At 52.1% G+C, this 26,003-nt stretch carries 25 protein-coding genes; 6 read left to right on the top strand and 19 right to left on the bottom strand.

What is annotated here, in order from left to right:
* Positions 1 to 36: 36 nt before the first annotated feature.
* The 11 genes from panD to dksA form a co-directional block, all read right to left on the bottom strand.
* Positions 37 to 417 carry an aspartate 1-decarboxylase gene (gene panD, locus AB4876_RS15355; protein ID WP_368382634.1) on the bottom strand — a complete coding sequence of 127 codons (381 nt, stop codon included), beginning with the start codon at positions 415 to 417 and terminating at the stop codon, positions 37 to 39.
* Positions 418 to 450: 33 nt separating this feature from the next.
* Positions 451 to 1,335: a pantoate--beta-alanine ligase gene (panC, locus tag AB4876_RS15350; protein WP_368382633.1), complete on the bottom strand. Its 885-nt coding sequence runs from the start codon at positions 1,333 to 1,335 to the stop codon at positions 451 to 453.
* Positions 1,336 to 1,603: 268 nt separating this feature from the next.
* Positions 1,604 to 2,395: a 3-methyl-2-oxobutanoate hydroxymethyltransferase gene (gene panB / locus AB4876_RS15345; protein WP_368382632.1), complete on the bottom strand. Its 792-nt coding sequence runs from the start codon at positions 2,393 to 2,395 to the stop codon at positions 1,604 to 1,606.
* Between the two features lie 18 nt (positions 2,396 to 2,413).
* Positions 2,414 to 3,094 (bottom strand): deoxynucleoside kinase, encoded by a 681-nt coding sequence (locus tag AB4876_RS15340; protein WP_368382631.1) that lies wholly within the window; start codon positions 3,092 to 3,094, stop codon positions 2,414 to 2,416.
* Positions 3,072 to 3,575, bottom strand: coding sequence for a 2-amino-4-hydroxy-6-hydroxymethyldihydropteridine diphosphokinase (gene folK / locus AB4876_RS15335; protein WP_368382630.1), 504 nt, complete (start codon positions 3,573 to 3,575; stop codon positions 3,072 to 3,074). Before folK ends, AB4876_RS15340 begins: the two co-directional genes overlap by 23 nt.
* Positions 3,572 to 4,870 carry a polynucleotide adenylyltransferase PcnB gene (gene pcnB, locus AB4876_RS15330; protein ID WP_368382629.1) on the bottom strand — a complete coding sequence of 433 codons (1,299 nt, stop codon included), beginning with the start codon at positions 4,868 to 4,870 and terminating at the stop codon, positions 3,572 to 3,574. The genes folK and pcnB overlap by 4 nt, the downstream gene beginning before the upstream one ends.
* Before the next feature lie 461 nt (positions 4,871 to 5,331).
* Positions 5,332 to 6,795, bottom strand: coding sequence for a sigma-54-dependent transcriptional regulator (locus AB4876_RS15325; protein ID WP_368382628.1), 1,464 nt, complete (start codon positions 6,793 to 6,795; stop codon positions 5,332 to 5,334).
* Between the two features lie 101 nt (positions 6,796 to 6,896).
* Positions 6,897 to 9,854 (bottom strand): sensor histidine kinase, encoded by a 2,958-nt coding sequence (locus AB4876_RS15320; RefSeq protein WP_368382627.1) that lies wholly within the window; start codon positions 9,852 to 9,854, stop codon positions 6,897 to 6,899.
* Entirely contained in the window at positions 9,844 to 10,020 is a 177-nt protein-coding gene (locus AB4876_RS15315; protein WP_368382626.1) for a hypothetical protein, read from the bottom strand. The genes AB4876_RS15320 and AB4876_RS15315 overlap by 11 nt, the downstream gene beginning before the upstream one ends.
* Before the next feature lie 114 nt (positions 10,021 to 10,134).
* The gene (gluQRS, locus tag AB4876_RS15310; RefSeq protein ID WP_368382625.1) at positions 10,135 to 11,010 is read right to left on the bottom strand and encodes a tRNA glutamyl-Q(34) synthetase GluQRS; all 876 of its coding nucleotides are present in this window, start codon (positions 11,008 to 11,010) and stop codon (positions 10,135 to 10,137) included.
* Positions 11,011 to 11,048: 38 nt separating this feature from the next.
* Positions 11,049 to 11,486: an RNA polymerase-binding protein DksA gene (gene dksA / locus AB4876_RS15305; RefSeq protein ID WP_008251300.1), complete on the bottom strand. Its 438-nt coding sequence runs from the start codon at positions 11,484 to 11,486 to the stop codon at positions 11,049 to 11,051.
* Between the two features lie 217 nt (positions 11,487 to 11,703).
* Here dksA and AB4876_RS15300 point away from each other — a divergent pair, with 217 nt between their 5' ends.
* Entirely contained in the window at positions 11,704 to 12,864 is a 1,161-nt protein-coding gene (locus tag AB4876_RS15300; RefSeq protein ID WP_368382624.1) for a pyridoxal phosphate-dependent aminotransferase, read from the top strand.
* Here AB4876_RS15300 and AB4876_RS15295 read toward each other — a convergent pair.
* Positions 12,855 to 13,295, bottom strand: coding sequence for a group III truncated hemoglobin (locus AB4876_RS15295; RefSeq protein ID WP_368382623.1), 441 nt, complete (start codon positions 13,293 to 13,295; stop codon positions 12,855 to 12,857). The two genes, AB4876_RS15300 and AB4876_RS15295, sit on opposite strands and share 10 nt — an antisense overlap.
* Before the next feature lie 126 nt (positions 13,296 to 13,421).
* Here AB4876_RS15295 and AB4876_RS15290 point away from each other — a divergent pair, with 126 nt between their 5' ends.
* Entirely contained in the window at positions 13,422 to 14,018 is a 597-nt protein-coding gene (locus AB4876_RS15290) for an NUDIX hydrolase (RefSeq protein ID WP_368382622.1), read from the top strand.
* Here the strand turns inward: AB4876_RS15290 and AB4876_RS15285 are convergent.
* From AB4876_RS15285 to hemJ, 5 genes are all read right to left on the bottom strand, one after another.
* The gene (locus AB4876_RS15285; protein WP_368382621.1) at positions 14,001 to 14,753 is read right to left on the bottom strand and encodes a hypothetical protein; all 753 of its coding nucleotides are present in this window, start codon (positions 14,751 to 14,753) and stop codon (positions 14,001 to 14,003) included. The two genes, AB4876_RS15290 and AB4876_RS15285, sit on opposite strands and share 18 nt — an antisense overlap.
* Positions 14,754 to 14,896: 143 nt before the next feature.
* Complete coding sequence (locus AB4876_RS15280; protein ID WP_368382620.1) at positions 14,897 to 15,634, bottom strand: TIGR04219 family outer membrane beta-barrel protein; 738 nt, start codon at positions 15,632 to 15,634, stop codon at positions 14,897 to 14,899.
* Between the two features lie 85 nt (positions 15,635 to 15,719).
* Positions 15,720 to 16,730 (bottom strand): porphobilinogen synthase, encoded by a 1,011-nt coding sequence (gene hemB, locus AB4876_RS15275; RefSeq protein WP_368382619.1) that lies wholly within the window; start codon positions 16,728 to 16,730, stop codon positions 15,720 to 15,722.
* Between the two features lie 8 nt (positions 16,731 to 16,738).
* On the bottom strand, positions 16,739 to 18,022 hold the full coding sequence (hemL, locus tag AB4876_RS15270; protein WP_368382618.1) for a glutamate-1-semialdehyde 2,1-aminomutase: 1,284 nt from the start codon (positions 18,020 to 18,022) through the stop codon (positions 16,739 to 16,741).
* 73 nt (positions 18,023 to 18,095) lie between these two features.
* Positions 18,096 to 18,515 (bottom strand): protoporphyrinogen oxidase HemJ, encoded by a 420-nt coding sequence (gene hemJ / locus AB4876_RS15265; RefSeq protein ID WP_368382617.1) that lies wholly within the window; start codon positions 18,513 to 18,515, stop codon positions 18,096 to 18,098.
* A 171-nt stretch (positions 18,516 to 18,686) separates the two neighbouring features.
* Here hemJ and AB4876_RS15260 point away from each other — a divergent pair, with 171 nt between their 5' ends.
* The 3 genes from AB4876_RS15260 to erpA all read left to right on the top strand — a co-directional run bounded on the left by AB4876_RS15260 (position 18,687) and on the right by erpA (position 21,679).
* Positions 18,687 to 20,102 carry a chloride channel protein gene (locus tag AB4876_RS15260; protein ID WP_368382616.1) on the top strand — a complete coding sequence of 472 codons (1,416 nt, stop codon included), beginning with the start codon at positions 18,687 to 18,689 and terminating at the stop codon, positions 20,100 to 20,102.
* Positions 20,103 to 20,172: 70 nt separating this feature from the next.
* Entirely contained in the window at positions 20,173 to 21,213 is a 1,041-nt protein-coding gene (argC, locus tag AB4876_RS15255) for an N-acetyl-gamma-glutamyl-phosphate reductase (protein ID WP_368382615.1), read from the top strand.
* Between the two features lie 112 nt (positions 21,214 to 21,325).
* A complete protein-coding gene (gene erpA / locus AB4876_RS15250) occupies positions 21,326 to 21,679 on the top strand; it encodes an iron-sulfur cluster insertion protein ErpA (protein ID WP_368382614.1) in 354 nt (117 codons plus the stop codon).
* Positions 21,680 to 21,700: 21 nt separating this feature from the next.
* Here erpA and AB4876_RS15245 read toward each other — a convergent pair whose 3' ends face one another.
* Both AB4876_RS15245 and AB4876_RS15240 read right to left on the bottom strand, forming a co-directional pair.
* Positions 21,701 to 22,822, bottom strand: coding sequence for an anhydro-N-acetylmuramic acid kinase (locus tag AB4876_RS15245; RefSeq protein WP_368382613.1), 1,122 nt, complete (start codon positions 22,820 to 22,822; stop codon positions 21,701 to 21,703).
* Positions 22,822 to 24,171 carry a peptidoglycan DD-metalloendopeptidase family protein gene (locus AB4876_RS15240; protein WP_368382612.1) on the bottom strand — a complete coding sequence of 450 codons (1,350 nt, stop codon included), beginning with the start codon at positions 24,169 to 24,171 and terminating at the stop codon, positions 22,822 to 22,824. The genes AB4876_RS15245 and AB4876_RS15240 overlap by 1 nt, the downstream gene beginning before the upstream one ends.
* Positions 24,172 to 24,417: 246 nt before the next feature.
* On the opposite strand from AB4876_RS15240, the gene tyrS reads away from it, so the two are divergent.
* Entirely contained in the window at positions 24,418 to 25,719 is a 1,302-nt protein-coding gene (tyrS, locus tag AB4876_RS15235) for a tyrosine--tRNA ligase (protein ID WP_368382611.1), read from the top strand.
* The last annotated feature ends 284 nt before the right edge of the window (positions 25,720 to 26,003 follow it).

The following is a 26,003-nucleotide window of genomic DNA, read 5'->3' as shown; positions in this document are numbered from 1 at the left end:
GGGAGTTTTGGCTTGTGGCCGAGCTCCCGCTCGGGGTCAGGCGACTTGAACGGGGATAGCGTTGCTGGCGTGGCTGACGGTATTGTCTGGATTCATATAGATCAAGCGTGGTTTGAAGTTGATAAGTTCAACTTCGGAATATGTAGCATAGGCGCAGATAATAATAATGTCCTCGACATTGGCCTTGTGAGCCGCCGCGCCATTAATCGAAATAATGCCACTATTGTCTTCGCCACGAATAGCATAGGTGGTAAAGCGCTCGCCATTGGTGACGTTGTAAATCTGAATCTGTTCGAACTCACGGATGCCCGACATATCGAGCAATTTACCGTCTATCGCGCAGGAGCCTTCATAATTGAGCACCGCGTGAGTAACGCAGGCTTTATGGAGTTTCGCTTTCAGCATAACGGACTGCATAACGCTGTTCCTTTCTCTTCGGTCGCTGCTGGCTTAATTGCTGGCCAGCATTCCCCAGTCGGCGCTGGAGTTAACGTTCAGGGTGACGTTGTCAATCAGGCGGGTAGTGCCAAGCTTGGCCGCCGCCAGAATTACAACTTCCTCGGTGTCCGCTGTTACCGGACGCAGGGTACGGGAATCGCAAATACTGAAGTAGTCCGCCTCTAAGCCGGCCTGGTTAAGGCTGGTTTTGGCGTGCTGCTCTAGTTTGCAATAACTGTCAAAGCCGCAGGCAATCGCCTCGCGACACTCCTGTAATACCTTGTGCAAAACGGGTGCAATTTGGCGCTGCTCGGCATTGAGATAGCCGTTGCGAGAGCTCAGTGCAAGGCCGTCGTCGGCGCGGGCGGTGGCAACACCAACCACATCGATAGGCATACATAAATCGCGCACCATTTTACGGATAACGCTAAGCTGCTGGAAATCCTTTTCACCAAACACCGCGGTGTCTGGCTGCACAATATTCAAAAGCTTGGCCACAACGGTGGCAACACCGGTGAAATGACCGGGTCGGCTTGCGCCGCAATGCTCATTAGACAGCTCGGGCACTGAGACCTTGCAGTGGCTGTCCATTCCCTCGGGGTAGATTTCGTCTACTTGAGGAAGGAATAAAAACTGCGCGCCTTCGGCAAACAATTTTTCTTTGTCTGCGGCGAGCGTTCGCGGGTAGTTACTCAGATCTTCGTTGGCACCGAATTGCAGTGGATTGACGAAAATGCTGACAACCACAATATCGGCATGTTGGCGCGCTCGACGTACCAAGCGCAAATGGCCTTCATGCAAATTACCCATAGTCGGAACAAAGGCGACGGTTTTTCCGGCGCGTTTTCCCGAATTAAGGGCGGCCCTTAATGCTGCGGCTGTGCTGTAAGTTTTCATACCCCTAACTTCCCAATCTCATACTTCGCCGGTTGCGAAGGTAGTTTGCTGTGAAGTCAGTCCGCGCACACCGCGGGCTGGCGACCAAAACACTGGCATAAAGCCTTTTAAAAGCACTGATGGATTGTTCATAATCTGATCAGTTTGGCCAGTGGCGGGCAAGTATGCCCGAATCGGAATGGCCGTTCAATGCTTTGGTAACAAAAAATTCACGAGATTGTTACCTCGTAAATTGTTCCTCAAGGTAACAGTTTACACCTTTTTGCTATCAGTCAAAACTGTGCTCATCGGCCGGAAAGCTGCCGTCGGCTACGGCGTCATTGTAGCGGCCTAGCGCGTCGCCAATGCTACTGCTGCCTTCGGCAAAGTTGCGGACAAAGCGGGCAGTTTTCTCGGTCACGCCCAGTAGGTCGTGCATGACGAGTACTTGGGCGTCGGTTTCATTGCCTGCGCCAATGCCGATAACAGGAATTTTTAAGGCGTTGCTGATTTCGGCGCCTAATTTTCGGGGCACGCACTCGAGTACTAACATTGCAGCGCCGGCGGCTTCTAGCGCAAGCGCATCGTCAAGGATGGCTTGTGCTTGGCTGTCTTCACGGCCTTGCACGCGGTAACCGCCGAGAACGTTGACGGATTGTGGGGTCAGGCCCAGGTGGCCGCAAACAGGGATGCCGGCATGATTGAGTTGCGTAATGCTAGTGCAGAGCCAGCTGCCACCCTCAAGTTTGATCATTTGCGCTCCGGCGCGCATCAGTTGGGTGGCATTGTTTAGGCACTGCTCGGGTGTGTTATAGCTGCCAAAGGGCATGTCGCTAATGATTAGCGGGCGCTGGCAGCCGCGGCTTACGCAAGCGGTGTGGTAGGCCATGTCGTCAACGGTGACAGGGAGGGTGGAGTCATGCCCCTGTAGAACCATGCCTAGTGAGTCGCCCACCAAAATGGCGTCAATGCCGGCTTTTTCGACTAATTTGGCAAAGCTGGCGTCATAGCAGGTGACGACGGCAAATTTTTGCTGGCTTTGCTTTTTGGCAAGCAAGCTGAGGATGTTGACCTTACTCATAGCGCGCCTCGACGGTGCTTAAAAAAAAGTGGGGTTAAAGTAATGGCGACCGCTGCGAATTTCCAGCAGATATTGCAATAACTGCTCATATTGTTGGTCGTTATGGGCAAAATCTATTTCTGCAGCGTTAATAATGAGCAGTGGCGAGTCTTGGTAGGAGTGAAAATACTCACTGTAGGCGCCGTTAATTTTCTCTAGGTAGTCTATGTCGATATTGCGCTCAAAATTTACGCCGCGCTGATGGATGCGCTCGCGCAGGGTTTTGGCCGGTGCCTGTAAATAGATTACTAGGTCTGGGGTTGGCACATCGATTTGAACCTGCTGGTAAACCTTGCGGTAGAGCTCAAGCTCGTTAGCATCAAGGGTGATTTGGGCAAATAGCGGGTCTTTCTGAAAAACAAAGTCGGCGACGTGGGTTTGTTCAAATAAATCGCTTTGGCGCAAGTCGCTGAGTTGCTGGGCGCGCTGAAATAAAAAAAACAGCTGGGCAGATAGGGCTGCGTGGCGCTGATTTGCGTAAAAGCGCGCTAGGAAAGGGTTGTCGTCAGCCTTTTCTAGTAGTTGGTGAAAGCCTAGGGAGTCGGCCAGGCGGCGCGCTAGGGTGGTTTTGCCGACGCCAATTGGACCTTCAACCGCAATAAAGCGTGGCGGTTTGTGAGGGTTGATAATCGGCTCGTTAACGAGATTGTGATTCGTCATTGCTGTTTAAAACCCACAGAGTATCAGTGTCTTTAAAGTCTAGGTTTAAGCTGTCGCCGAAGACTGACTGTAACAGTTTTTTTTGCGCAATATCGCATAGCGGACGCAGCACAAAGTCGCGCTGATGCATGCGTGGGTGGGGCACACACAGTAATTCATTGGCAATGCGCTGCTGGCCGTAGAGCAAGAGATCGAGGTCGAGGGTGCGTGGCCCCCAGTGTAATTCGCGGCGGCGCTGGTGTTGGGCTTCAATACCTTGCATGGCGAGCAGCAATTGCTCGGCCGTTAAATTGGTGTCGATAGCGGCCGCGGCGTTGACGTAGTTGTCTTGCTGGCCCGGTCCGACGGCTTGTGAGCCGTAGAGTTGTGAGCTTTCAATGAATTGGCAGTCAGGCAGCGCTGCCAATTCATTGAGTGCACTTAAAACTTGCTGCAGCGGATTTTCGAGATTGCTGCCTAGGCCTATATAGCAACGAATCATCGCGGTTTGCGAGGTCCGCGCCGGCGGCGAGGGTTGCTGCGGGGCTTTTCGCTAGCGGGAACTTGGCTGAGCATGGCGCCACGGGTGTCGACGTGGGCTTCTTGGAATGCCAGCCACCACTGTCCGAGTTCGGGTTTTATTTCGCCAGCTTGCTCGCGGAGTAATAGAAAGTCGAAACCGGCGCGGAAGTAGCGGTGCTCTAATAGTTGCTCGGGCCGTTTGCCAGAGCGACGGGTTAGGCGGCACTGCAGTTCCCAGATGTCGCGCATGGGCAGCGAGAAGCGCTTGGGTATGGCAACGGTTTGCTGTTGCTTGTGAAGCACCCGCTCTGCCGCTTGGTGCAGCGCGGCAATCTCAGGTGTGCCAGATGCCATAATTTCTTGGTGAAGGTGTTTTACCATCGGCCATAAGATCACTGCGTAGATAAAAGCAGGGGTGACGGGTTTGCCATCGGCAATGCGGGCGTCAGTGTTGATCAAGCCCTGCTTAATAATCTCTTCTGCCGCAGGTTCCCGCTGGTTGAGCATTTTTTGGGTGGCAGGGAAGAGTGGCGCAAATAAGCCATAGCGCTGCATTAGGGCGTAGGTGTGTAGGCCTTGACCTGACATAAACAGTTTGATGACTTCGTCAAACATTCTGGCCGCAGCGATATCGCAGAGCAGTGGCGCAAGGCGCTTTAGCGGCTCTTCGCTGTGGCGCTCAATATCAAAGTCGAGTTTGGCTGCAAAGCGCACCACGCGCAGCATGCGTACCGGATCTTCCCGGTAGCGGGTCTCAGGGTCGCCGATAATGCGGATGAGTTTGTCGTTGAGGTCCTGCATGCCGCCGACAAAGTCGTAAACGCTGAAGTCGCGACTAGAGTAATACAGTGCATTGATGGTGAGATCGCGGCGCGCGGCATCCTCGTCAACGGAGCCGTAAACATTGTCTCTGGTCAGCATGCCCGATTCAGTTTGCGCGGAGTGCTTGCTGCGCTGGGGATTGCTGGCTGGGGCGTCGTGGCTGCCACGGAAAGTGGTGACTTCGATAATTTCGCGGCCAAAGCGAACGTGAACAATGCGAAAGCGTCGGCCGATGATGCGGCTGTTGCGAAAGACGCCGCGAACTTGCTCGGGGGTGGCGTCGGTGGCAATGTCAAAATCTTTGGGCTGGCCGCCAAGGAGTAGGTCGCGAACGCCACCGCCAACCAGAAAGGCTTCGAAGCCTTCTTCGTTGAGTCTGCGGATGACTTTCAATGCGGCATCGCTGATGTGCTTGCGAGACACGCAGTGTTCATCGCGGGAGATTATAGCCACTTGATGTGCGGAGCCTTGGCTGGATTTGGAAAATTTGCCGGTCAGCTTTTTCCACAGCCCGGTAACGGAGCTTGATGTCATTGAATTTGGGGGTCGGCCGTTAGTTGGAAAGGCAGTATTCTAGCACAGGGATTTAGAGTGTGCGGGAAATGCTCAGGGGGAATTTTCGGTGTTTCTAAAATGAAGAAGGGGAAAACAATGTCTTCCCCACCCAGGTCTCTTTGCTGTTGTATTATTATTATTGTTTCTCTTTTTTTATTATTATTTTGTTTTCTTATTGTTGTTTGACAGTAAAGAGAGCATATGCCGTGCCAAGTTATTAAATTCTTTGTTTTTCAATGATTTAGGTATTTACCCTATTGTGGAAAGCCCTTACATATTTGTGAACTGTTACCTTACTATACGCCCTTTGTTACAATTCCTTGCGTGGGGTAACGATGGGCGTAATGCTTAAATGCTACTTAAGCATTGCTTCTGGTGGCTACCTTTTTGCGCGGAATCCCTAGGCGCTGACGACGTTCCCACAGGCATTTGCGACTGACTCCAAGTTTCTGGGCAAGCTCGGTTTCGCTCATTGAGTCTTGGTGTTCTAAAACAAAGCGTTGGAAATAGTCCTCTAAGGACAGGTCTTCGCTGGGATCATTATTGCTGCGGCTGGGTTTGCTGCGGCTGTCTTTGCGCTCCATGCCGGTGGTGTTGTTATTGCTGGAGCGATTGTTAAATTCACTGCCGCGGCCGCGAATTTGGCTGATGTCAACTAGTTCGAGGTCGATATCGAGGAGCTCATTATCAATTTCTTTGCTGTCACAGAGTATGACTGCGCGTTCAATGGCATTTTCCAATTCCCGAATATTGCCTGGCCAGATATAGGTGGTGATGGCCTGAATTGCTTTGGGGCTGAAATGCATTAATGGTTTTTTCATTTTTTCGCAGCGATGCTTGAGCAGGGTTTCTGCTAGTTCGAGAATGTCTTTGCCGCGCTCGCGCAGTGGCGGCAGCTCAAGCTTCATTACATTGATGCGGTAGTAAAGATCCTCTCGGAAGTGCCCTGCATGAGCCATTTCTTTTAGGTCGCGGTGGGTCGCGCAAATCAACCTAACATTAACCTTGCTCGACTCAACCGAGCCGATACGACGTATTTCGTCTTCTTGTATAAAGCGCAGTAATCGCGCTTGAGCTTCTAAGGGCAGTTCGCCGATTTCGTCTAAAAACAAGGTGCCGCCATCGGCGGCTTCAATTAAACCGATGCGGCTGCTGTTGGCGCCGGTGAATGCACCTTTTTCATAGCCAAACAGCTCGGATTCAATTAATGATTCGGGTATTGCTGCGCAGTTTACGCAAATGATGGGTTTGTTTACCCGTGTACTTTGATTGTGAATAGCTCGAGCCACTAGCTCCTTACCGGTGCCGGTTTCACCATGGACTAGGACTGTGGCGTCGGTGGGCGCGGCGCGCCGAATATGGTCGTAGAGCTGTTGCATGGCTTTGCAGCTGCCAATCATACCGTTAGCATCGGCAATTTGCTTGCGTTGGCTGCTGCTGGGTTCTGGGCTACTTCCGGCTGGGGGTTTTTCACTAGCTGTGTTTTGAATGATGCGCTCTACGGTTTCGAGCATCTCGTCGTGGTCGAAGGGCTTGGCTATGTAGTCAATGGCACCTTTTTTCATGGAGTCGACAGCTGATTTGAGGCTGGCGTAACTGGTCATGATCAGCACTGGAGCGTCGGTTTTGCTGATGAGGTCAGTGCCTGGTGCGCCGGGGAGTCTAAGGTCGCTAATAATCAGAGCGTAGTCGTTAACGTTGTAGGTGCTCAGTGCTTTTTGAACTGAATCGGCCTCGTCTACCTGATAGTCATGGCGCTCTAATAGGCGACGCAGTGCCACGCGGATGACGTCTTCGTCTTCGACTAAAAGGATCTTGGGCATAATTCTCTCCGTTGCTTGCATACGGCCAGCGCGTCGGCTTGCTTAGCCGGACAACATAACGCGATCAGCCGATTATTTCTAGGGTGGGCTGGGTGGACGATCTAAGGCGCCTCATCGCTGATTAGTTTGAGGTGAATATGGATTCGGGTGCCATTGCTACCAAATTCGGGGACTGGGCTCTCAATGCTGATGTCGCCGCCGAGGTCGCCAATAATGCTGTAGACCAGTGCCAAGCCGAGGCCGGTGCCTTTGCCCGGCTCTTTGGTCGTAAAGAAAGGCTCAAAGATTTGGTCGTGCAGCTTTTCGTCGATACCGGTGCCTTGATCGGTAACCATAATATGGGCGCTGCCATTGTCGCGTTGGGCATCAATGGTGATCATGCTGTCTTCGGGACTGGCGTCGCGGGCATTGGATAGCAGATTAATAAATACCTGCATCAAACGTTGATTGTCACCGGCTACGACAATGTCGCTGGGGCAATTATTGTTGTAGTGAATATGGCGGGCTTGCTGATCTAAGCTGAGTAATTGTACGGCCTCCATTACGCAGTCACGCACAGTGACAGCTTCAAAGGCTTGGGTGGGATCTTCGCGGCCGGTGTGGGCAAAGTTGACTAGGCTATGCACAATACTACTGATGCGTTGGGTTTGTTTTACAATTTGCGAGGCGGCTTCTAGGGTGTCGGGGTTGTTGCTCTCAAAGCGCAAATTCTGGGCAAGGCAGGCAATGCCGGTAACCGGGTTGCCAATCTCGTGGGCGACGCCAGCGGCTAAGCGGCCAATTGACGCTAGGCGCTCTTGGTGGGTTAGCTCGTGCTCTAATAGTTGGGTGTCGGTGATGTCTTCCACCACCACGATCAATTCATCGCGGCCGAGCATTTGCGATTCGGTGCGATGCAGGTTTAGCCAGCGCAGGCCCTTATTGGTTTCAACGCTGAATTTACTACGGTGTAAGTCGCTGCTAGCCAAAAAGCTAAGTAGGCAGTTAGACCAGGGTTCGGGCAGTCCAGTTAGTCGCGAGCCGGTAACGGTATTGGCTTTTATTTTGGTGATGTCTGCCATGGTGGTATTCCACAGCAGTATCTCTTGGTCGCGGCCTAGCGCGCAGACGCCAATAGGGAGGTCTTCTAGGGTTTGGCGGTGGTAGCGGCGGAGGCTGTCTAAGTCAGCCGCTAAGCCGGTAAGATTGGCTTGGTAGCGCTCTAGGCGTTCTTCTATGTAGGTGATGTCTTCACTGCTGCCAATAAGATTGTCGGTATAGGGTAGGGCGCGGTCGATTACTCGGCGGGCGCTGGACGGCCCTATTAGTGATGAGAGGTTGATTTCAATGCGATCTCTGATCCGGCGCAGGGCGTATGGTCGCGTTTCTAGCTCGTTGAGCTTTAGCTCATCGAGGGCGCGTTTAAATTCCTGAGCGGCGGCGCTGTCACCTAAAACTTCCTGCAGGCGCAATCGAATTTCGCTGGCGTAATGTAAATTTAGAGTTTGTCTGGTGGGCCTATTCAGGTCGTCTAGGGTGCAGGCTTCAGCTGCGCGACGCTCTTCGGGAGATACATCGCTGAGTAGGGATACAACAATAAATACCAAGCCGTTTAGTGCTAGCGAGAGGCTGGTTACCACGACCCAAAATTGATCGTCCGTTACCGGGTAGATATACATCTCTTTTAGAAAGCTGGGCTGGATTCCCGTAAACATTGGCACGACGAGGCCAATTGTCCACACCGTAAAACCGGCGCAGAGGCCGCTAATAAAACCGTTGCGATTGGCTCTAGGCCAATATAAAACGGCCAGTACTCCAGGTAAAAACTGGATGCAGCCACTGGCCGAGGTCATGGTTAAATTGGTCAGGCTTTGGGATTCACCGATCAACTCATAAAAGACAAAGCCAATCAGAATGATCACGCATATTAATAGCTGGCGGGTCATTAGTAGCCAGCGATAAATATCGATATTGCGACCTTTGGGGCGCAGCATTGGCAGAACGATATGGTTTAGGCTCATGGATGCTAGGGCGAGGGTGGTGATTATGATCGCGCCGCTGGCCGCAGACAGGCCGCCTAGGTAAATTAATACGCTTAGCCATGGCTTGCCAATTTCCAAGGATAAACCTAGCGCGTAGTAGTCGGCGGGAAGACTGAGTTCGCTAGCGCTCCCCGCCCACAGAATCGGTAGAATAGGGAGGCTCATTACCAGCAGAAATAAGGGTAGCCCCCAGCTTGCGGTTGCTAGGTTTTTACTGCTGGGGTTTTCTGCAAAAAGCATGTGAAATATGTGCGGCATACACACTGCGGCGGCAAAAAACATGATTAGCATTAAGCGGTTAACATCCCCGTCTTGGGGCTTGTTAAGCAGCGCTAGGGCCTCAGGTTTGCTGTCTAGCCAAGCTTGTAAGCCATCAAAACTGCCAAATACCGCGTAGGTGCTGATTATGCCGACCAGCAGCACGGCAAACACTTTCACCAATGATTCAAAAGCCAGCGCCGTAACAAGGCCGCGATGGCTATCTTTTGAGGCGAGATTGCGTGAACCAAATAAAATAGTAAAGACCGTGATAATGACGCAAAACAAAAAGCCCGTAAGATTTCGGTAATCACCGCCACCGCTTTCTAGCGAGCGGCCGAGACTTAAAATAAGGGTAGATTCCGATACGGTCTGAATTTGAATGGCCAGTAGCGGCCATGCCGCGACGGCGGTAAATACGGTAACAAGCGAACCCACCCACGAGCTGCGAAATCGAAAGCTAAGCAAGTCGGCAAGCGAATTCAGGCGATAGCTTTTACAGATTCGGTGCAGTGGTGCCAGTAATATGGGGAGTAAAACCATCGCAGCGGACAGGCCCACATAGTAATTCAAAAAGCTGTAGCCGTAGTGCTGGGCAAAGCCGACTGCACCGTAAACAGCAAAGCCGCTGGCGTATATGCCCAGCGATAAAACATAGGTGGCTGGATGGTTAACTAGCTTGGCAGGGAGTAATTGGCGCTCGGCTGCATAGGCGATGGCAAACAGTAACAGCAGGTAGCTGATACCGATAAATAATAGGGTATTGATGTCAAAGGTCATTGCGGCGTTGCTGGCGAAGGCTAAAAAACACAAAAAGAATAATGGCCAGCCACACCAAATGGTGGCGATACCAGAGGTTGCTACCCGTATCGAGCCAGCGCCCCAAGCTGGGTGCGTAGACAAAGGCAAAGGTAACTAATAGGAGCAGGGGGGAATGAATTTGCATGGCGACCGAAACGCGTTCACTGTCGGCTTGATGTTACTGGACGCGCGGCAAAACTGCAAAGAATGTGTCGAAAAGTGATATTGAATTGCAAGGTTGGCTCGCGCAGTGGGTAGATTAACGTGGGCAAATTTGCCTGCCGGTGGGTATGTTCTGGAGGCGCCAGTGTTCGGTGGCCCAGTTCAGTAGTGCGGGAATGGTGTCGATGTGATCCGGGGCTGGGGTTTGCTGTAAATAACGCAGCGCCAAACAGAGATTGTTATAGGCGCTGCTGTCATCCAGTGCGGGTGCAAAGCTCTGTTTGCTGAGTTTGTGGCCGTCCTCGCCGACAATCACGGGAATATGGCCATAGCGTACGGGGGGAAGACCGATCGCATTTTGCAGGTGAATTTGCCAGGCGCTGGCGTCAAGCAGGTCGACGCCACGCACAATATCGGTAATACCCTGAGCCGCGTCATCAACTACCACCGCGAGTTGATAGGCATATAGGCCGTCTTTGCGTTTGAGTATGGGGTCGCCAATATCCGCGCCGTGGCGAATTTGCTTGCCCTGCAGGCGGTCGTTAAACTCCACCGGCCGGTCGCCAATACGCAGGCGGATAGCGGATTGCTCAGGTTCTCCTGGGTGGCGGCACGAGCCAGTGTGGAGCCCCTTAGCGGGGCCGAGTTGTCGGCGGGAGCAGTCGCACCAATAGGCGAGATCATTAGTTAATAATTGGTCAAGTTGCTGGTCGTAGGCGGCGCTGCGTTGGCTTTGCCAAAACACGTCACCATCCCACAGTAGGCCGTGGTTTATTAGGCTGTTAAGGATGATTTGCGTCGCGCCGGCCTGCTCCCGAGGCGGGTCTATATCTTCCATGCGCAACAGCCATTGGCCGCGGTTGGCGCGGGCGTCTAAATAGCTGGCCAAAGCAGTAACAAGGGAGCCAATATGTAGAGGACCACTGGGCGAGGGGGCAAATCGGCCGATATAAGGGGTGCTAGGGAGTGACATTGGGGGTATTTGTGGGCGGCGTGCCGCCCAGCAAGATTTTAGCCGCGTTCTTGACGTTCTTTGATCTCGTCTAGGGTTTTGCAGTCTATGCACAGCGTTGCTGTGGGGCGCGCTTCTAAGCGCTTAATGCCAATGTCGACGCCGCAGGTATTGCAGTAGCCGTAGTCGTCTTCATCGATCAGATTGATGGTTGAATCAATTTTCTTAATCAATTTACGCTCGCGATCACGGGTGCGAAGCTCAAGACTGAACTCTTCTTCCTGTGTGGCGCGGTCGGCTGGATCAGGGAAATTGGCCGCTTCATCTTTCATGTGACTCACAGTGCGGTCTACTTCTTCCATTAGCTCTGCCTTCCAGTTAAGCAGAATTTGGCGGAAGTGTTCCTTCTGTTTGTCGTTCATATATTCTTCGCCCTTTTTTTCTACATACGGGACGAAGGTTTTCAAGTTTTCAGGTGTGCTCTGTTGTGCAGGCATGGTTGGCCCTCTTTTTTACAAGCCGTTAACCGCAAACCGCGGGCATGCGCGGCGACGCTGTGCCGCCAAATCGGCAAAACTACCAGATATGAGGCTGTTGCGCCACACGAAATTACGCTTAAAGCCCTGTTGCGGATATTCAGCGGGTTGATGTGATGATGTTAAGGCCCCGCGGATAAAGTTACACTCCTGTTTTTGGATCATAGGAATAGTATAGGTGAGTAAATCCTTTGCGCGTCGTTTAGCCGATATAGAGCCGTTTCGTGTAGTGGAAGTGCTCACTCGCGCCAAAGCGCTTGCGGCGGAGGGCCGAGATATTATTCATATGGAGGCTGGTGAGCCGGATTTTAGCAGTGCCGAGCCGATTATTCGCGCGGCAAAGGCCTCGTTAGACCGCGGTGAAACTAGCTATACCCCCGCCGCGGGTATCCCCGCGTTGCGCGAGGCAATCTCCAATTATTACCGTCAGGATTATGGGCTAAATATATCGCCGAACCGAATCATGATAACTCCAGGCGCCTCGGGTGCGCTGTTGTTGGTGGCGGGTTTATTAATTAATCCCGGTGACGGCATGTTGATGACCGACCCCGGTTATCCCTGCAATCGCCATTTTCTGCGTTTGGTCGAAGGTGAGGGGCAGCTAGTGCCGGTGGGGCCAGAGGACCGCTTTCAGCTCAGTGCAGAAAAAGCTGAACAGCACTGGCAGGCCAATACCAAGGGGGTTATGGTGGCCTCACCGGCGAATCCCAGCGGCGAAATTCTCACCGCGCCGCAATTGCGCGATTTACACAGCCTCTGTGAGCGCAAACACGGTCACTTGATTGTGGACGAGATTTATCACGGCCTGAATTACGGGGTAGATGCGCCGAGTATTTTGTCGATTACCGATCAGGCTTTTGTGATTAATAGTTTTTCTAAATACTTTGGGATGACCGGCTGGCGTCTAGGCTGGTTGGTGGCGCCAGAAGAGGCGGTGCCGGAATTAGAAAAATTGGCTCAGAATCTGTTTATCTCTATGTCGACGATGGCGCAACACGCGGCGCTGGCTGCCTTTGCGCCAGAGACCCGCATTATCCTAAACGCTCGCCGCGATGAATTTGCCCAGCGCCGCGATTATTTGTTGCCGGAACTGCGGAGTTTGGGTTTTGAAATTCCCCACTGTCCAGCCGGCGCGCTTTATCTTTACGCCGGTATTAAGCGTTTTAACATGAGTAGTCCAGAATTTTGCCGCTCATTGCTGGAAGACCACGGCATTGCCATTACCCCTGGTGAAGACTTTGGTCGCTACCGAGCCGATGAGCATGTGCGCTTTGCCTACACCACCGGTATGGACCGTTTAGCCGAGGGTGTGGCGCGGCTGCGCAAGCTTTACGGCTGAGGATTGCTGTAAATTTGCACACCAAGCTCGCCGCTACTGTCATCGGCGCGTGCAGCGAGGGCACTTGCCATGGATTGCGCAATTGCTTGGGCGCGCTGTTTCATTGCCTCGCAGCGCGGGCCGTAGAATAAGCGGTCGATACTGTTGTTGAGTAAATACAGCCAGCGGTGAAAGTGGTGTGGGCTCAGTGCGGCACGGTGATGGAGTTCTTGGTGGCGCTTAAATAATTCGCCTTGATAAACCCGTTCAGACAGCAATTGCTGCACCCAGAAATCGGTGACCTTCGGCAGGTGATCTTCGAGTGAGAAGACCATTACGTCGGTGAAATAAAAACCAATAATGTCGTCGCTGAGCACTTGCTCGTAGAAATGCCTGAGCAGGGTTTCTATATCGCCGCGATTGCGGATGTCGGGTTTGCTGGTGGTGGTCATATATTGCAACTATGCGAAGCACGGTGGGTATGGGGTATTATGCATGTTCACTAATATTAGCACGGCTGAGCTGCAAGGCTGATTATCGGGGCCAGTAAACTTAGGCAGTGCGGGAAGGAGTAAGCATTGAAAAAAACAAGCGAAGAAGCGCTTGCTCTGCAACAAATCATCACGCGACTAGATGGCTTTAAACCGCGTCAGCGCTGGTGGCGGCGTTGGGTAAAGCGTTCGGCCGTAGCGCTGATTTTGCGTGAGCTAGATGATCATATCGAAGTTCTTATGATTAAGCGCGCCGACCGCGAGGGTGATCCATGGTCTGGGCATATGGCTTTTCCTGGTGGACGAATGGATCGCCAAGATGTGACGGGTTTGCGCACAGCAATCCGTGAAACGGAAGAAGAAACCGGCATTTTTTTAGACAAAGCTGGCCACTGTATTGGCCGGCTGTCCGATATTGTGAGTCGGCCCCATTCCGGCCGGCAACCGATGGTAGTAACGCCCTATGTTTTTCGCCTGCATACCGCGGTGAGCATCGAGGCCAATCACGAAGTGGCAGAAGCGGTGTGGGTGCCGCTGCGGTTTTTAATGGATCGCGGTAATCGCGAGACGATGACGTGGGGGCGTGGCAAGTTGCAAATGAACTTGCCCTGCTATTTCTATGAGAAGCGTCGTATCTGGGGTATGTCGCTACGAATGCTCGACGAGTTACTGGGTCTGATTTGAGTTGGATTCCGATTTCTCGGCTGGCTTCGCCGATTCATCTTCAGCTCGCGTGGCCTCTAAGCCCGGTCGCAAATTGGGGCGTATCGGACCAAACTCCTCGTCACTGCTTTGCTCCGGCTCGGGTAGCAAGTTGCGCTGATCTTCCCACAGAAACATTTTGGTCTCGTTGAGCAGTTTTCGCGCTTGGCTTTGCGGTCTAGCGGCTTCCGCAAGAGCTTCGTCGGGGAGTAATTTTTGCAACCAAGCTTTAAACACCGCCATGATAACAGGGGTTTTCTTCGGGTCGATATATTGCCAGCGTGAGCCATCAAGAATATTGCCAGACACCCGCTCTTCTTTTACGGGCAGCCAGTAAACCCCGCAGCTAGATAAACTGAAATCGTCTTGGCGGCCAAAGCTGATATTGGCTTTAAAGGGATTGAAGGCATCTGCCGGTGGATTGTCTATGCGGTGCAGGGCCATTATCCATTGGCTGCCTGAGGGAAACTCCTTGGCTTCTGGTCGACATAAATTGTCTTTCTTTCCCCAAATTCGAATTTGCTCACGGTATTCGCTGCCCTGAATGATTTCCTTAATACTTAAATCAAAACCATTGCCTTGGCTGCGCCCCACCTCTCCGTAAACAACGAGGTCGGCTTCGGTATAAACTGTTTTAAACGGTCCCTGCCAAAGGCACTCGCAGGCGAGGGTGGTTGCACTAAAGAACAGGCTGATAAGGATGAGCGCAATTTTCAATGGTTTTCCTCATTATGCTCGATGGTGTTGGTCAGGTTCGTTAGCGGGTCATCATATACTGCTTAGAACGCTATTTTAATGGCCGCAATAAAAAAGGGCGTAGCCAGTGCTACACCCTTTTTGGCAGCTTGCTTAGCCGATATTTAGATGTCGAGAACGAGGCCGATAAAGTAGCCGTCAACGGTGACGTTGGTTTCTTCGTTGTCGTCTTCGAGCTGAACGTCAAAATTGCGATAACCGATTTCTAGGCCAAGCACGCCAAGCTCATACCCTAGGGCAAGGGTCATGTCGGTAACTTTATTGTCGCCATAGGCAATTACATTACCAAGACCAGAGGCGTAAAGACCGGTGAGTGGCAATTCAAAGCGGGCGTTTACATAGGCCATCGGAATTGGTGCGTCAATATCGATAGAGCTGTCGCGGCCTGTGGCAGCTAAGCGAACTTCGCCGTCGAACATGCGCACGGTTAAGCCGACGTCTAAGTTCACCCAGTTATCTAAAATTTCATAGTACAAGGTGCCGTCTGTATGGCTCAGGTCGGTCGTAGAGTTTACAGAGTCGGCGTTGGTGTAAGTGTCGCCGTCAAATGTAAAGGTGCGTGATAATTGGCTCGTTTCTGAAATGTCGAGGCTGGTGTGCTGTAAACGAATATTGGGTAACACGGGTACTGGGTGCTCTAGGGCAACGTAAAAACTTTTGCCGGTTTCGTCGTCGTAACCAAGGTCGTCATTCATGTCGATGCTTTGTGAGCCGGCTTTAACATCACCTTCCCAGCTCTGTTTCCACATATAGGCGCCAGCCGTAGCGCCAATGATGTCGGCTTGGCTGCTCACTGATACGCTAGCGGCAAGTATTGCCAGTGCGATAAGTCTTTTTTGCATGGTTTATCCCCCTTGGATTTTTGTTTAATGCTTTAATTATTTGGCGCTGACTCAACGATAGTCCCTGTCTGTGACAGGGTAAATACTAGTTGTTCAGTAATAATGCCATGTCCTTGGCGAAATACGTGAGGATTCCATCGGCACCAGCGCGCTTAAATGCCAGTAAGGATTCGGCCATCACCGTATTTTTGTCTAGCCAGCCATTTTGAAAGGCGGCGCAGTGCATGGCGTATTCACCGCTCACTTGATAGGCGTAGGTGGGAACGGCTAGCTCCTCTTTGACTCGGCGCACAATGTCCAAATAGGGCATGCCGGGTTTGACCATAATCATGTCGGCGCCTTCGGCTAAATCCAGTGCGCATTCGTGCAGCGCTTCGTCGCTATTGGCCGGATCCATTTGGTAGGTGTATTTATTGCCGCTACCGAGGTTGCCTGCAGAACCGACCGCGTCGCGAAATGGCCCGTAATAGGCTGAGGCATATTTGGCCGCGTAGCTGAGTATGCAGGTATTAATATGACCGTTACTCTCTAACGTGTGGCGAATGGCGCCAATGCGGCCATCCATCATATCTGATGGTGCGACAATATCTGCGCCGGCTTTGGCTTGCGCCTCGGCTTGTTTGCAAAGGGTTTCGACGGTGCGGTCGTTAAGTACGTAGCCGCTAGCATCAATAATGCCGTCTTGGCCGTGGGTCGTGTAGGGGTCGAGGGCGACGTCGGTGATAATACCGAGCTCGGGGGCCGCGTCTTTTATGGCCATTATCGTTTGCTGGGCAAGGCCATTAGGGTTGTAAGCTTCTTCCGCGAAGAGCGATTTTTTGTCGGCGCCGACCACGGGAAATAAAGCGATGGCCGGAATGCCGAGGGCGGCAAGCTGCTTGGCCTCGGCGGTGATCAGGTCGATGCTTAAGCGCTCAATGCCAGGCATGGAGCCAACCGTTTGGCGCTCATTGCGGCCTTCACAAACAAACATGGGGTAAATAAGGTCGTTAACGCTAAGTTGATTTTCGCGCATTAGACGGCGTGAAAAATCATTAGCGCGTAGGCGACGCAGCCGAGTGGCTGGAAATGCGCCGCGGTGTAGTGACTTGCTCATAGTAGTTCTCAGCCTAGGTTTGCAAATACTGTTTCGGCCACTGCCAGTGTTTCGGCAATGTCGGCGTCGGTGTGGGCGGCTGATAAAAATCCCGCCTCGTAGGATGCAGGGGCAAGGTAGACGCCGCCTTCTAGCATGCCGTGGAAAAAGCGGTTAAAGCGCTCGATGTTGCAGGCCATGACTTGCTGATAATTGGTGACGTGCTCGGCATCGGTAAAAAACACGCCGAACATGGTGCCGACGTGATTACTGGTCATGGGAATGCCTGCCGCTGCCGCGCGCTCGCGAAGGCCAGCAACTAATTTGTCAGTTTGCTTGAACAGTGGCTCGTAGAAACCGGCTTGTTCGATGTGTTCTAACATACACAGGCCTGCGGCCATGGCGATAGGGTTGCCAGATAAGGTTCCCGCCTGATACACCGGCCCGCTGGGTGCGATATGACTCATGATCTCGCGTTTGCCGCCAAAGGCTGCTACAGGCATACCGCCGCCAATGACCTTACCTAGGCAAGTGATGTCGGCGGTGACGCCGTAATAGCCTTGAGCGCCTTGCAGACCAAGGCGGAAGCCGGTCATTACTTCGTCAATAATGAATACGCTGCCACTGTGGTCGCAGCATTCGCGCAGGCATTCTAAAAAGCCGGGAATCGGCGGCACACAGTTCATGTTGCCGGCAACCGGTTCCACGATGACGCAGGCAATTTGCTCGCCAAACTCTTTGAAGGCCGCTTGTACGCCCTCAATGTCGTTGTAGGTGAGGGTGATGGTGTGCTCGGCGAGCGAGGCGGGCACGCCGGGTGAGCTGGGTACGCCCATGGTAAGCGCGCCAGAGCCTGCTTTAATGAGCAGGGAATCTGAGTGGCCGTGATAGCAGCCTTCAAATTTAATGATTTTGTCGCGGCCGGTGTAGCCCCGGGCTAAGCGAATGGCGCTCATGGTCGCTTCGGTGCCGGAGTTCACCATGCGCACCATGTCCATGTCGGGCATGATGCCGCAGAGTTTGGCGGCGAGTTGGGTTTCGATTTCGGTGGGGGCGCCAAAACTAAGACCCTTTTGTAGTTGCTCCGTCACCCGAGCAATGATTTCGGGGTGGGCGTGGCCGAGCAGCATCGGCCCCCATGACAGTACGTAATCGATGTATTTTTTGCCGTCGACGTCAAAGAGGTAAGGGCCTTTGGCGTGATCGATAAAGCGCGGGATACCACCGACGGCTTTAAAGGCGCGAACTGGGCTGTTAACACCGCCGGGGATAAATTGGCGGGCGACTTCAAATAACTGTTCTGAGCTGCTCATAAAAAGGCTTCTTGTAATGAATAAATGAAATTCGGCGATATCGGCGGGTTATTATCCCGCGCCGAGCGCTGGCTTAAAAGGGTTTCAGCACGGCGAGTAGCACAATGGCAAACAAGGCGAATACCGGTGCTTCGTTAAACCATCGATAAAAAACATGTCGGCGCTGATTTTGGTCGCTGGCAAAAACTTTAACAAGGTGACCGCAATACAGGTGGTAGGCGATCAGCCCGACAACAAACACCAGTTTTAACTGTAGCCAGCCGGCTTGGAGATAATAGTTGGGCTGCTGATAAATCATAAGTGCGCCAAAGACCACGGTTAAAATGGCAAATGGAGTGACAAAGCGATAGAGCTTACGCTCCATGATTTTGAACTGGTCGCGAGTCGCTTGGTCTTCACTCATGGCGTGGTAAACAAATAATCTGGGCAGGTAAAAAATGCCGGCAAACCAGCAGATCACCGTAATAATGTGGAAGGCTTTAAGCCAGAGCATGGGGCGTTATCCTATTGGGACGCTAAAATTACTGTGTCGGTGCTGGGTGTGATAGGGGATTTAGCATACAATATCCCATAGCCAAATGCGGCCCGCCGCAGGTTTTTTTCGTGCTGATTTTCATTCTGGGCATTTGTTTTCGCTCAACTGCCTGTACAGGCCGCTTATATAATGACCGCCAATAGTAAACGTGCCCGAACTGCTCGCAGGCTTCGTCTGTGGTGGGTTTTGGGTAACCGCCACACTCGCCGTCAGTTCGGCACCCTTGAAGACTGGAAAACCCGAGGGGTTTTTTGGGTGGGCGCCTTAACGGTGGGTTTAGTGATTCAGGGCTTTGCGTGGTTGTCTGAAGAGAGCTACGGTCTAACGGAAGCCATTTTTGCCTACGACCCCTATTTATTTTTGTTGATAACCCCCTTGGGTTTGGCCGCTATTGTGTGGGTTATGAATAATGGTGGTAAGGCGTCGCGGGGGAGTGGTATTCCCCAAGTCTTGCTTGCCCATAAGCAGAGTTACCACTGGTTGCGGGGGCCGTTTTTGTCTTTGCGAGTGGCAACTTTAAAGGTCTTGCTCACCTGTGCAGGCTTGCTGGTGGGCGCAACGGTGGGGCGTGAGGGTCCGAGCGTGCACGTTGGCGCGGCAATCATGTATAAGTTTGGCTGCTGGGCAAAACTCAAACAGCGCCAAGTTGAAAGCAGTTTAATTGTTGCGGGTGGTGCGGCAGGGGTGTCTGCGGCCTTTAATGCGCCTTTGGCGGGTATTGTTTTTGCCATTGAAGAACTGCAACAGTCGATGGAGGCGCGCACCACAGGTACCTTTATCATGGCGATTATTCTGTCGGGGGTGGTGGTGTTGGCCTTTGCCGGTCATTACAGCTACTTTGGCGTGCCTGAAGTCAGCGCCATGCCCTTTGCTTATTACCCCTATATTATTGGCGTAAGTGCGGCCTGTGGTTTATTGGGGGGCTTGTTTAGCGTTTTTTTGGTTCAAGGTAATCGCGCGGTAGCGCCGCTGGTGCAGCGCTGGCCGCTGCGGGTGGCTTTGGTTGTGGGTTTATTGTTGGCGGTAATGGCGATCTTGTCGGATGGTTTAACGATGGGTAGCGGTTATGCTGAGGCTCGAATGTTGCTGGCGGGCGAGGATGAAGCGAATTGGCTGACGGCGGTTGGTAAGATGTTGGCCACTTTGTTGACGTATTTTAGTGGCATACCTGGTGGTATTTTCTCCCCGAGCTTGGCTGCGGGGGCCGAGCTGGGTTCGGCCATGAGCCCATTGTTTCCGCAGGTACCTACGGTGTCCTTGATCTTGGTGGGGATGGCGAGTTACTTTGCTGGCGTTGTCCAACGACCGATTACCGCTTTTGTTATCGTGCTGGAGTTAACCGGTAATAACCACGATATACTGCCGGCCTTGATGGTAAGTGCGCTCACCGCAACGGCGGTGTCGAAATTAATTATGCCGGAACCGGTCTATCATGTACTGGCGAAGGATTTACTGCGTGGCTGGGAGCATCTTCTTCGTGATAAAGAGGAGTCAGCGCCGGCGGCGAAGTTGGAAGAGGCTGAGCGTAATGGCTCTGCTCATTAATTTAAATTACTAATTTTAAAGCACGATTTTTAAGTGCTGAATAGTATTGAATAAGCGAAGGAGAGTCGGCGTGTTAAAGGTTGGTATTGTAGGTGGTACGGGTTATACCGGTGTGGAATTGCTGCGTTTATTGGCGACCCATGCTGAGGCCGAAGTGGTGATGATTACTTCGCGGGCGGAAGATGGCGTCGCGGTGGATGAATTATTTCCAAGTTTACGCGGTGCGATGGATCTGCGTTTTTCAACGCCAGATGTAGCGGCTCTGGCTAGCTGTGATGTGGTGTTTTTTGCTACACCCCATAATGTGGCAATGAATATGGTGCCCGAGCTGCTGGCGGCGGGAACCCGTGTTATCGACTTGTCGGCCGATTTTCGTATCACCGATGCCGACTTGTGGTCTAAGTGGTATCACGAAAAGCATGTTTGCCCGGATGTTTTGGCAACGGCAGTTTATGGTTTGCCTGAGCGCAATATCGCAAAAATTCGCGATGCTAAGTTGATTGCCTGCCCGGGCTGTTATCCCACAGCAGTTCAGCTGGGCTTGATTCCCTTGCTTGAGCGGAAGTTGATTGATCCAAGCCGCTTGATTGTTAGTGCTGCTTCAGGGGTGAGTGGTGCAGGACGTCAGGCTAAGATTGATAATTTGTTCACTGAGTTGTCTGAAAGTTTTAAGGCGTATGGAGTTGGGGGGCATCGTCACCTGCCTGAGATTGAGCAGGAGTTGGCGCTCGCGGCAAACGGTCCAGTCAATTTAACGTTTACGCCCCACCTTTTGCCGCAGGTTCGCGGCATTCACGCCACGATGTATACCGAGTTGCTGGACCCGACCGTATCTTTAGATGAGTTGCAGTCTTTGTTTGAAGAGCGCTACGCCGATGCGCCCTTTGTTGATGTAATGCCTCTGGGTAGTACTCCTCAGACGCGGACCGTGCGCGGTAGCAATATGTGCCGGCTGGCGCTGCATCGGCCGCAGAATCGCAACACGGTTGTGGTGCTGTCGGCAATTGATAACCTAGTGAAAGGTGCTTCAGGGCAGGCAATCCAGAATATGAACTTGATGTTCGGCTTGCCGGAAACCATGGGTTTGCAGGGTTTGGCTCTAATGCCCTAAAGGGCGCCCTAGTAAAGACAGTCGTGGTTAATTCTTGACTGATTTAGTCGGGAATTGGATAATCACCCTATTTACGGTGCCAAGCGGTGCCGTTAGTTTGTGAGGTGGGCTTATGTCTGCAGTTGAGCAATTTACCCCTACAGTGCTGACCTTAACGGATCGGGCTGTGGCCAAGGTAAAAAATTTAGTGGCCGAAGAGGCGAATGAAGATCTGAAATTGCGTGTGTTTGTGACGGGTGGCGGTTGTTCTGGTTTTCAGTACGGCTTTACCTTTGATGAGCTGGCCGAAGAAGACGATACTTTAGTGGAAAAAGATGGGGTGTTTGTGCTCGTTGATCCGCTGAGCTATCAGTATATCGACGGTGCTCAGGTTGATTACACGGAAGGTCTGGAAGGTTCACGCTTTATTGTAAGTAATCCTAACGCCAGTACTACCTGTGGCTGCGGTTCTTCTTTTTCGGTTTGACTTATCGGTTTGTATTGGTGGCTAGCTTGGATAAATAGCGCCCAAAATTCGGGCTCCTTTCGCGCCAGTGACGGCAGGCACATTGCCCGCTAACCCCGCAATACTCTGCTTTGCTAGCCAGGCGAAGGCTGCTGCTTCGACCCAGTCGGGGTGGATGCCTAGCATGTCTGTTGTCGCTAGCTTTTGGTTAGGCAGCAAGCTTTGAATTCGCGAGCAAAGTGCGCGATTTGCGCTGCCGCCGCCACAAATAAAAACCTCCCCGCGACCTTGGCTGCACTGATCAATGGCTGCACAAATACTGTGAGCGGTAAGCTCTAGCAGGGTCGCTTGGACATCTGTTGGCGAAATATCGTCTAATTTCTCTAAAATACTTAGTAAACCAGCTAAATTAAATTGCTCGCGGCCGGTGCTTTTGGGGCCGAGTACGGCGTAGTAAGGGTCGTTGAGCAGGGTGTCTAATAGTTGTTGATTCAGAGTGCCGCTCTGCGCCCATTCCCCGTCGCGATCGAAAGCCTGCCCGTGGCAATGGTTAATCCAGCTGTCCATTAATACGTTGCCGGGGCCGGTATCGAAGCCAAAAATTTCGCCATCGGCTTTAAGTAAGCTAATGTTCGCCATACCGCCGATATTTACAATGACGCGCTCGTGGCCTATTTGGCTAAACGCTGCGGCATGAAACGCGGGTACCAGTGGCGCACCTTGGCCGCCTGCAGCAATATCTCTGCGGCGGAAGTCGGCAACGGTGGTGATGCCGGTGAGTTCAGCAATGGTATTGGGGTCGCCGATTTGCAGGCTAAAGGCGGCGTCCGCAGCGCGCTGTTTGTCTGGTGGCCGGTGGCGGACGGTTTGGCCGTGGCTGCCAATGGCGGTGATGTTGGTAGGGCTAACGCCAGCGGCTTGGCAAAGATTAAGGGCGGCGCTGGCGAACAGGCTGCCCAGCTCTCGATCGACTTGACCGAGTAGCTCGATTTCGTTGCTGGTGCCTGCGCAGAGTTCTAGAATCTGTGCTTTAAGGTTTGCCGGCAGGGGTGTCGAAAGCGCGTGCTCTAAACGAATTTGTTCATTGCCTATGCTGATCAGGGCCGCATCTACGGCGTCTAGACTCGTGCCAGACATTAAGCCGATGTAGTGGTGAGTGCTCATTAGCCGGCATCGTTGCCGTTGGTGTAGCTGCGCTGTGCTGCGTAGGTCCTCAGTTGCAGTTGCATGCCAGCAATCTGGGACTTGAATTCGGGCATTGCGCCAGGCAAGACTTTCTTTGGTGCCGGCAGTTGCTTAACGATGGTTGCAGGGTTGCGATGCACACCATTAAGTAAGAATTCATAATGTAGGTGGGGGCCGGTGGCGTAGCCGGTCGAGCCCACCCAGCCAATCGTTTCCCGTTGGCGAACGCGATCACCCTTTGATACCGCACGCTTGTGTAAGTGCAGATATTTGGTCATGTAGGCTTCTCCGTGTTTGATAAACACGTAGTTGCCGTTGGCTTTTGAATAGCCAGCATCTGCTACGCGGCCATCGCCGGCAGCATACACTGGCGTGCCTCGGGGCGCGGCGTAATCGACGCCTCGGTGGGGGCGTACAGTTTTAAAAACTGGGTGCAGTCGTTTGGGGTTAAAGCCTGAGCTAATCCGGGTGAAGTCCAGTGGTGCGCGCAGAAAAGCTTTGCGCATGCTTTCGCCGCTTTCTGAAAAGTAGTCAACTTCTCCGTGGGTGTTTACGTAGCGATAGGCTTCAAATGATTTACCTTGATTGAAATACTGTGCCGCGAGAATTTGACCGCTGCCAAGCATCTCGCCATTCAAATAAAGCTCTTCGTAAATCACGATGAAGTAGTCGTTTTTGCGAACGTCGTAAACAAAGTCTAAAACCCCGCCAAAGATATTGGCCAGCTCCATGATAATACTTTGGTTTACGCCCGCGTCCTGTGCTGCCTTATAAAGGGATGACGTGATAGTTGCACTGGCAACACGCTGGCGAATTTCTGGGGTCTCGGTCAGTTTGGTGGTGGTAAAGCCGGTGACGCCGCGCTCAAAGACAAGGCTGTTCAGCTTGTCTATTTGAAAGCTCATTGCATCGAGTTGTCCTGCGTCGCTGATTTTAAACGACAGTTTTTGGCCAGGCTGAATTTTGTTGAGTGCTTTGGATTCCGCTGAGCTGGTGATTAACTCGTGAAGGTCCTGCGGGGTTAGAGATGCTCGGCTGAAAATAGCAGATAGTGAGTCGCCGTTTTCGACGGGAATTTCTTTCCATGGTTTTTCTTGTTCGATGGGGGCTTCTTCTGGTGCGCTGACGCTTGTGCTGACCCTGCTCGGTGTTAATTCGAGGTTCAGTGGAATAGCGGTACGTTTTGCCTCGGCATTTTCACCGGGCAGCAGAAGTAGGGCCAATCCTAGGGCAATTAAGGTCGAGGCCGCCAGTGCTAGGTGACGACGAGGAAATTTGCCGCTATTGGATCTACGTACGGCATGCCTTTTGGGGATCCAGTTCTGCATAATTTCGCTACTTCATACCTTGCTGGTGATTTGTTACTCAGTATAACAAATGTACAGAGCCGCTAAAGCCCGTATAAACCGAATGTTAAAGTAGATTCTAGCTTGTAGGCGTTAAGCTGTCAGCTTTTCCCGGTTTGCATTTCGCTTGGGTTGTTGTATCTTGCCGCCTTCTTAATCGGTTTCCTAATGTAGCAAACGCCTTGTATGGTGGCGGTTTGCGCTTCTCAGATGATGAAGGTCGACGGTATGACAGCGGTAAATGCAGAATTGCTCACGGAATTAGAGGCTCGAGGGCTCGTGGCGCAAATGACGGGTGAAAACGGGCTATCCGAATACTTGTCCGGTGAAATGCGCACCCTGTACTGCGGCTTTGACCCCACTGCAGATAGCTTGCATATCGGCCATTTGGTTCCGTTGTTGGCGCTCCGCCGTTTTCAGCAAGCGGGCCATAAACCAATAGCTTTGGTTGGTGGTGCAACAGGCTTGATAGGTGATCCAAGTTTTAAGGCGCAGGAGCGTCAGCTAAATACCCCTGATATCGTGGCTAACTGGGCTGGTCGCCTGAAAGGCCAAGTTTCGCGCTTTATTGATTTCGATTGCGGAGCAAATTCCGCAGAGGTCGTTAATAACCTCGACTGGTTTGGTGCTATGTCGGCGCTGGAGTTTTTGCGCGATGTAGGCAAGCACTTCACGATTAATAATATGATCGCCAAAGAGTCCGTTAAGCAGCGACTTAATAGAGAGGGCTCTGGAATCTCTTTTACAGAATTTAGCTATTCTTTATTGCAGGGTATGGATTTTTCCGAACTGTATAAGCGTAACGGTTGCACATTGCAGTTAGGTGGTTCAGATCAGTGGGGTAATATAATTGCGGGGGTGGATCTTGCTCGTCGCCAGCACGGCGCCGCTGTTCATGGATTAACCATGCCGTTGGTGACCAAGTCTGATGGTGCTAAATTTGGCAAAACTGAGTCGGGTACGGTTTGGCTAGATGCGGATAAAACATCGCCTTATGCTTTTTACCAGTTTTGGTTGGGTACGGCTGACGCTGATGTGTATAAATTCCTTCGGTACTTTACTTTTTTGTCGCTGGCTGAGATCGACGCGATTGAGCAGGCAGACAAAGAGGCGGGGCGCCCTGGTGCGCAACGAATTCTTGCGGAGCAGATGACGAGTCTCATCCATGGTGATGAAGAGTTGGCTGGCGCGCAGCGTATTACCGAGGCGTTATTCTCTGGCGATTTAGCGGAATTATCGGCAAGTGATCTTGCGCAGCTGCAGTTAGATGGCTTGCCTACGGCGATATTAGATAGGAGTGAGCTCGTAGACCGGCCGCTTACTCAGCTTTTGGCTGATATCGGAATGGGCGCGGGTAAGCAAATTAAAGATGCCTTGGGGCGCAATGCGGTGCAGGTAAATGGTGCGTCTGTGGGTTTGGCTGACAATATGGCCGCTGAATCGGTGTTTGCGGCAAGTTGTGCATTGTTTGAGAAGTACTATGTAATTAAGCTCGGTAAGAAGAAATATCAAATGCTGGTCTTTAAATGATCAGATTCAGGGATTAAGTGTATGATTTTTAGTCAATTTGTTCGCTTAATGTGCGTCTTTGTAAGTATTTCAAAATGATTACAAAAGAGTGTTGACTCCCAAGCTGGCGTCTCTATAATGCGCCTCCTCAACTGCTGACGCGGACTTCACCGAGGTGAGGGAAGCAGCAAAACGAAGCGGTTGAGGTGGTAAGAAAGTTTAAAAAACTACTTGCTACCGAGGCTAAGATGTATATAATACGCCTCCTCGCTTAAGGGTAACAACTTAAGCGGACATCAAAACCC

It is taken from the genome of Zhongshania guokunii (assembly GCF_040892635.1).
Lineage (GTDB): Bacteria > Pseudomonadota > Gammaproteobacteria > Pseudomonadales > Spongiibacteraceae > Spongiibacter > Spongiibacter guokunii.
This window is presented reverse-complemented; position numbering and strand designations above follow the sequence as displayed.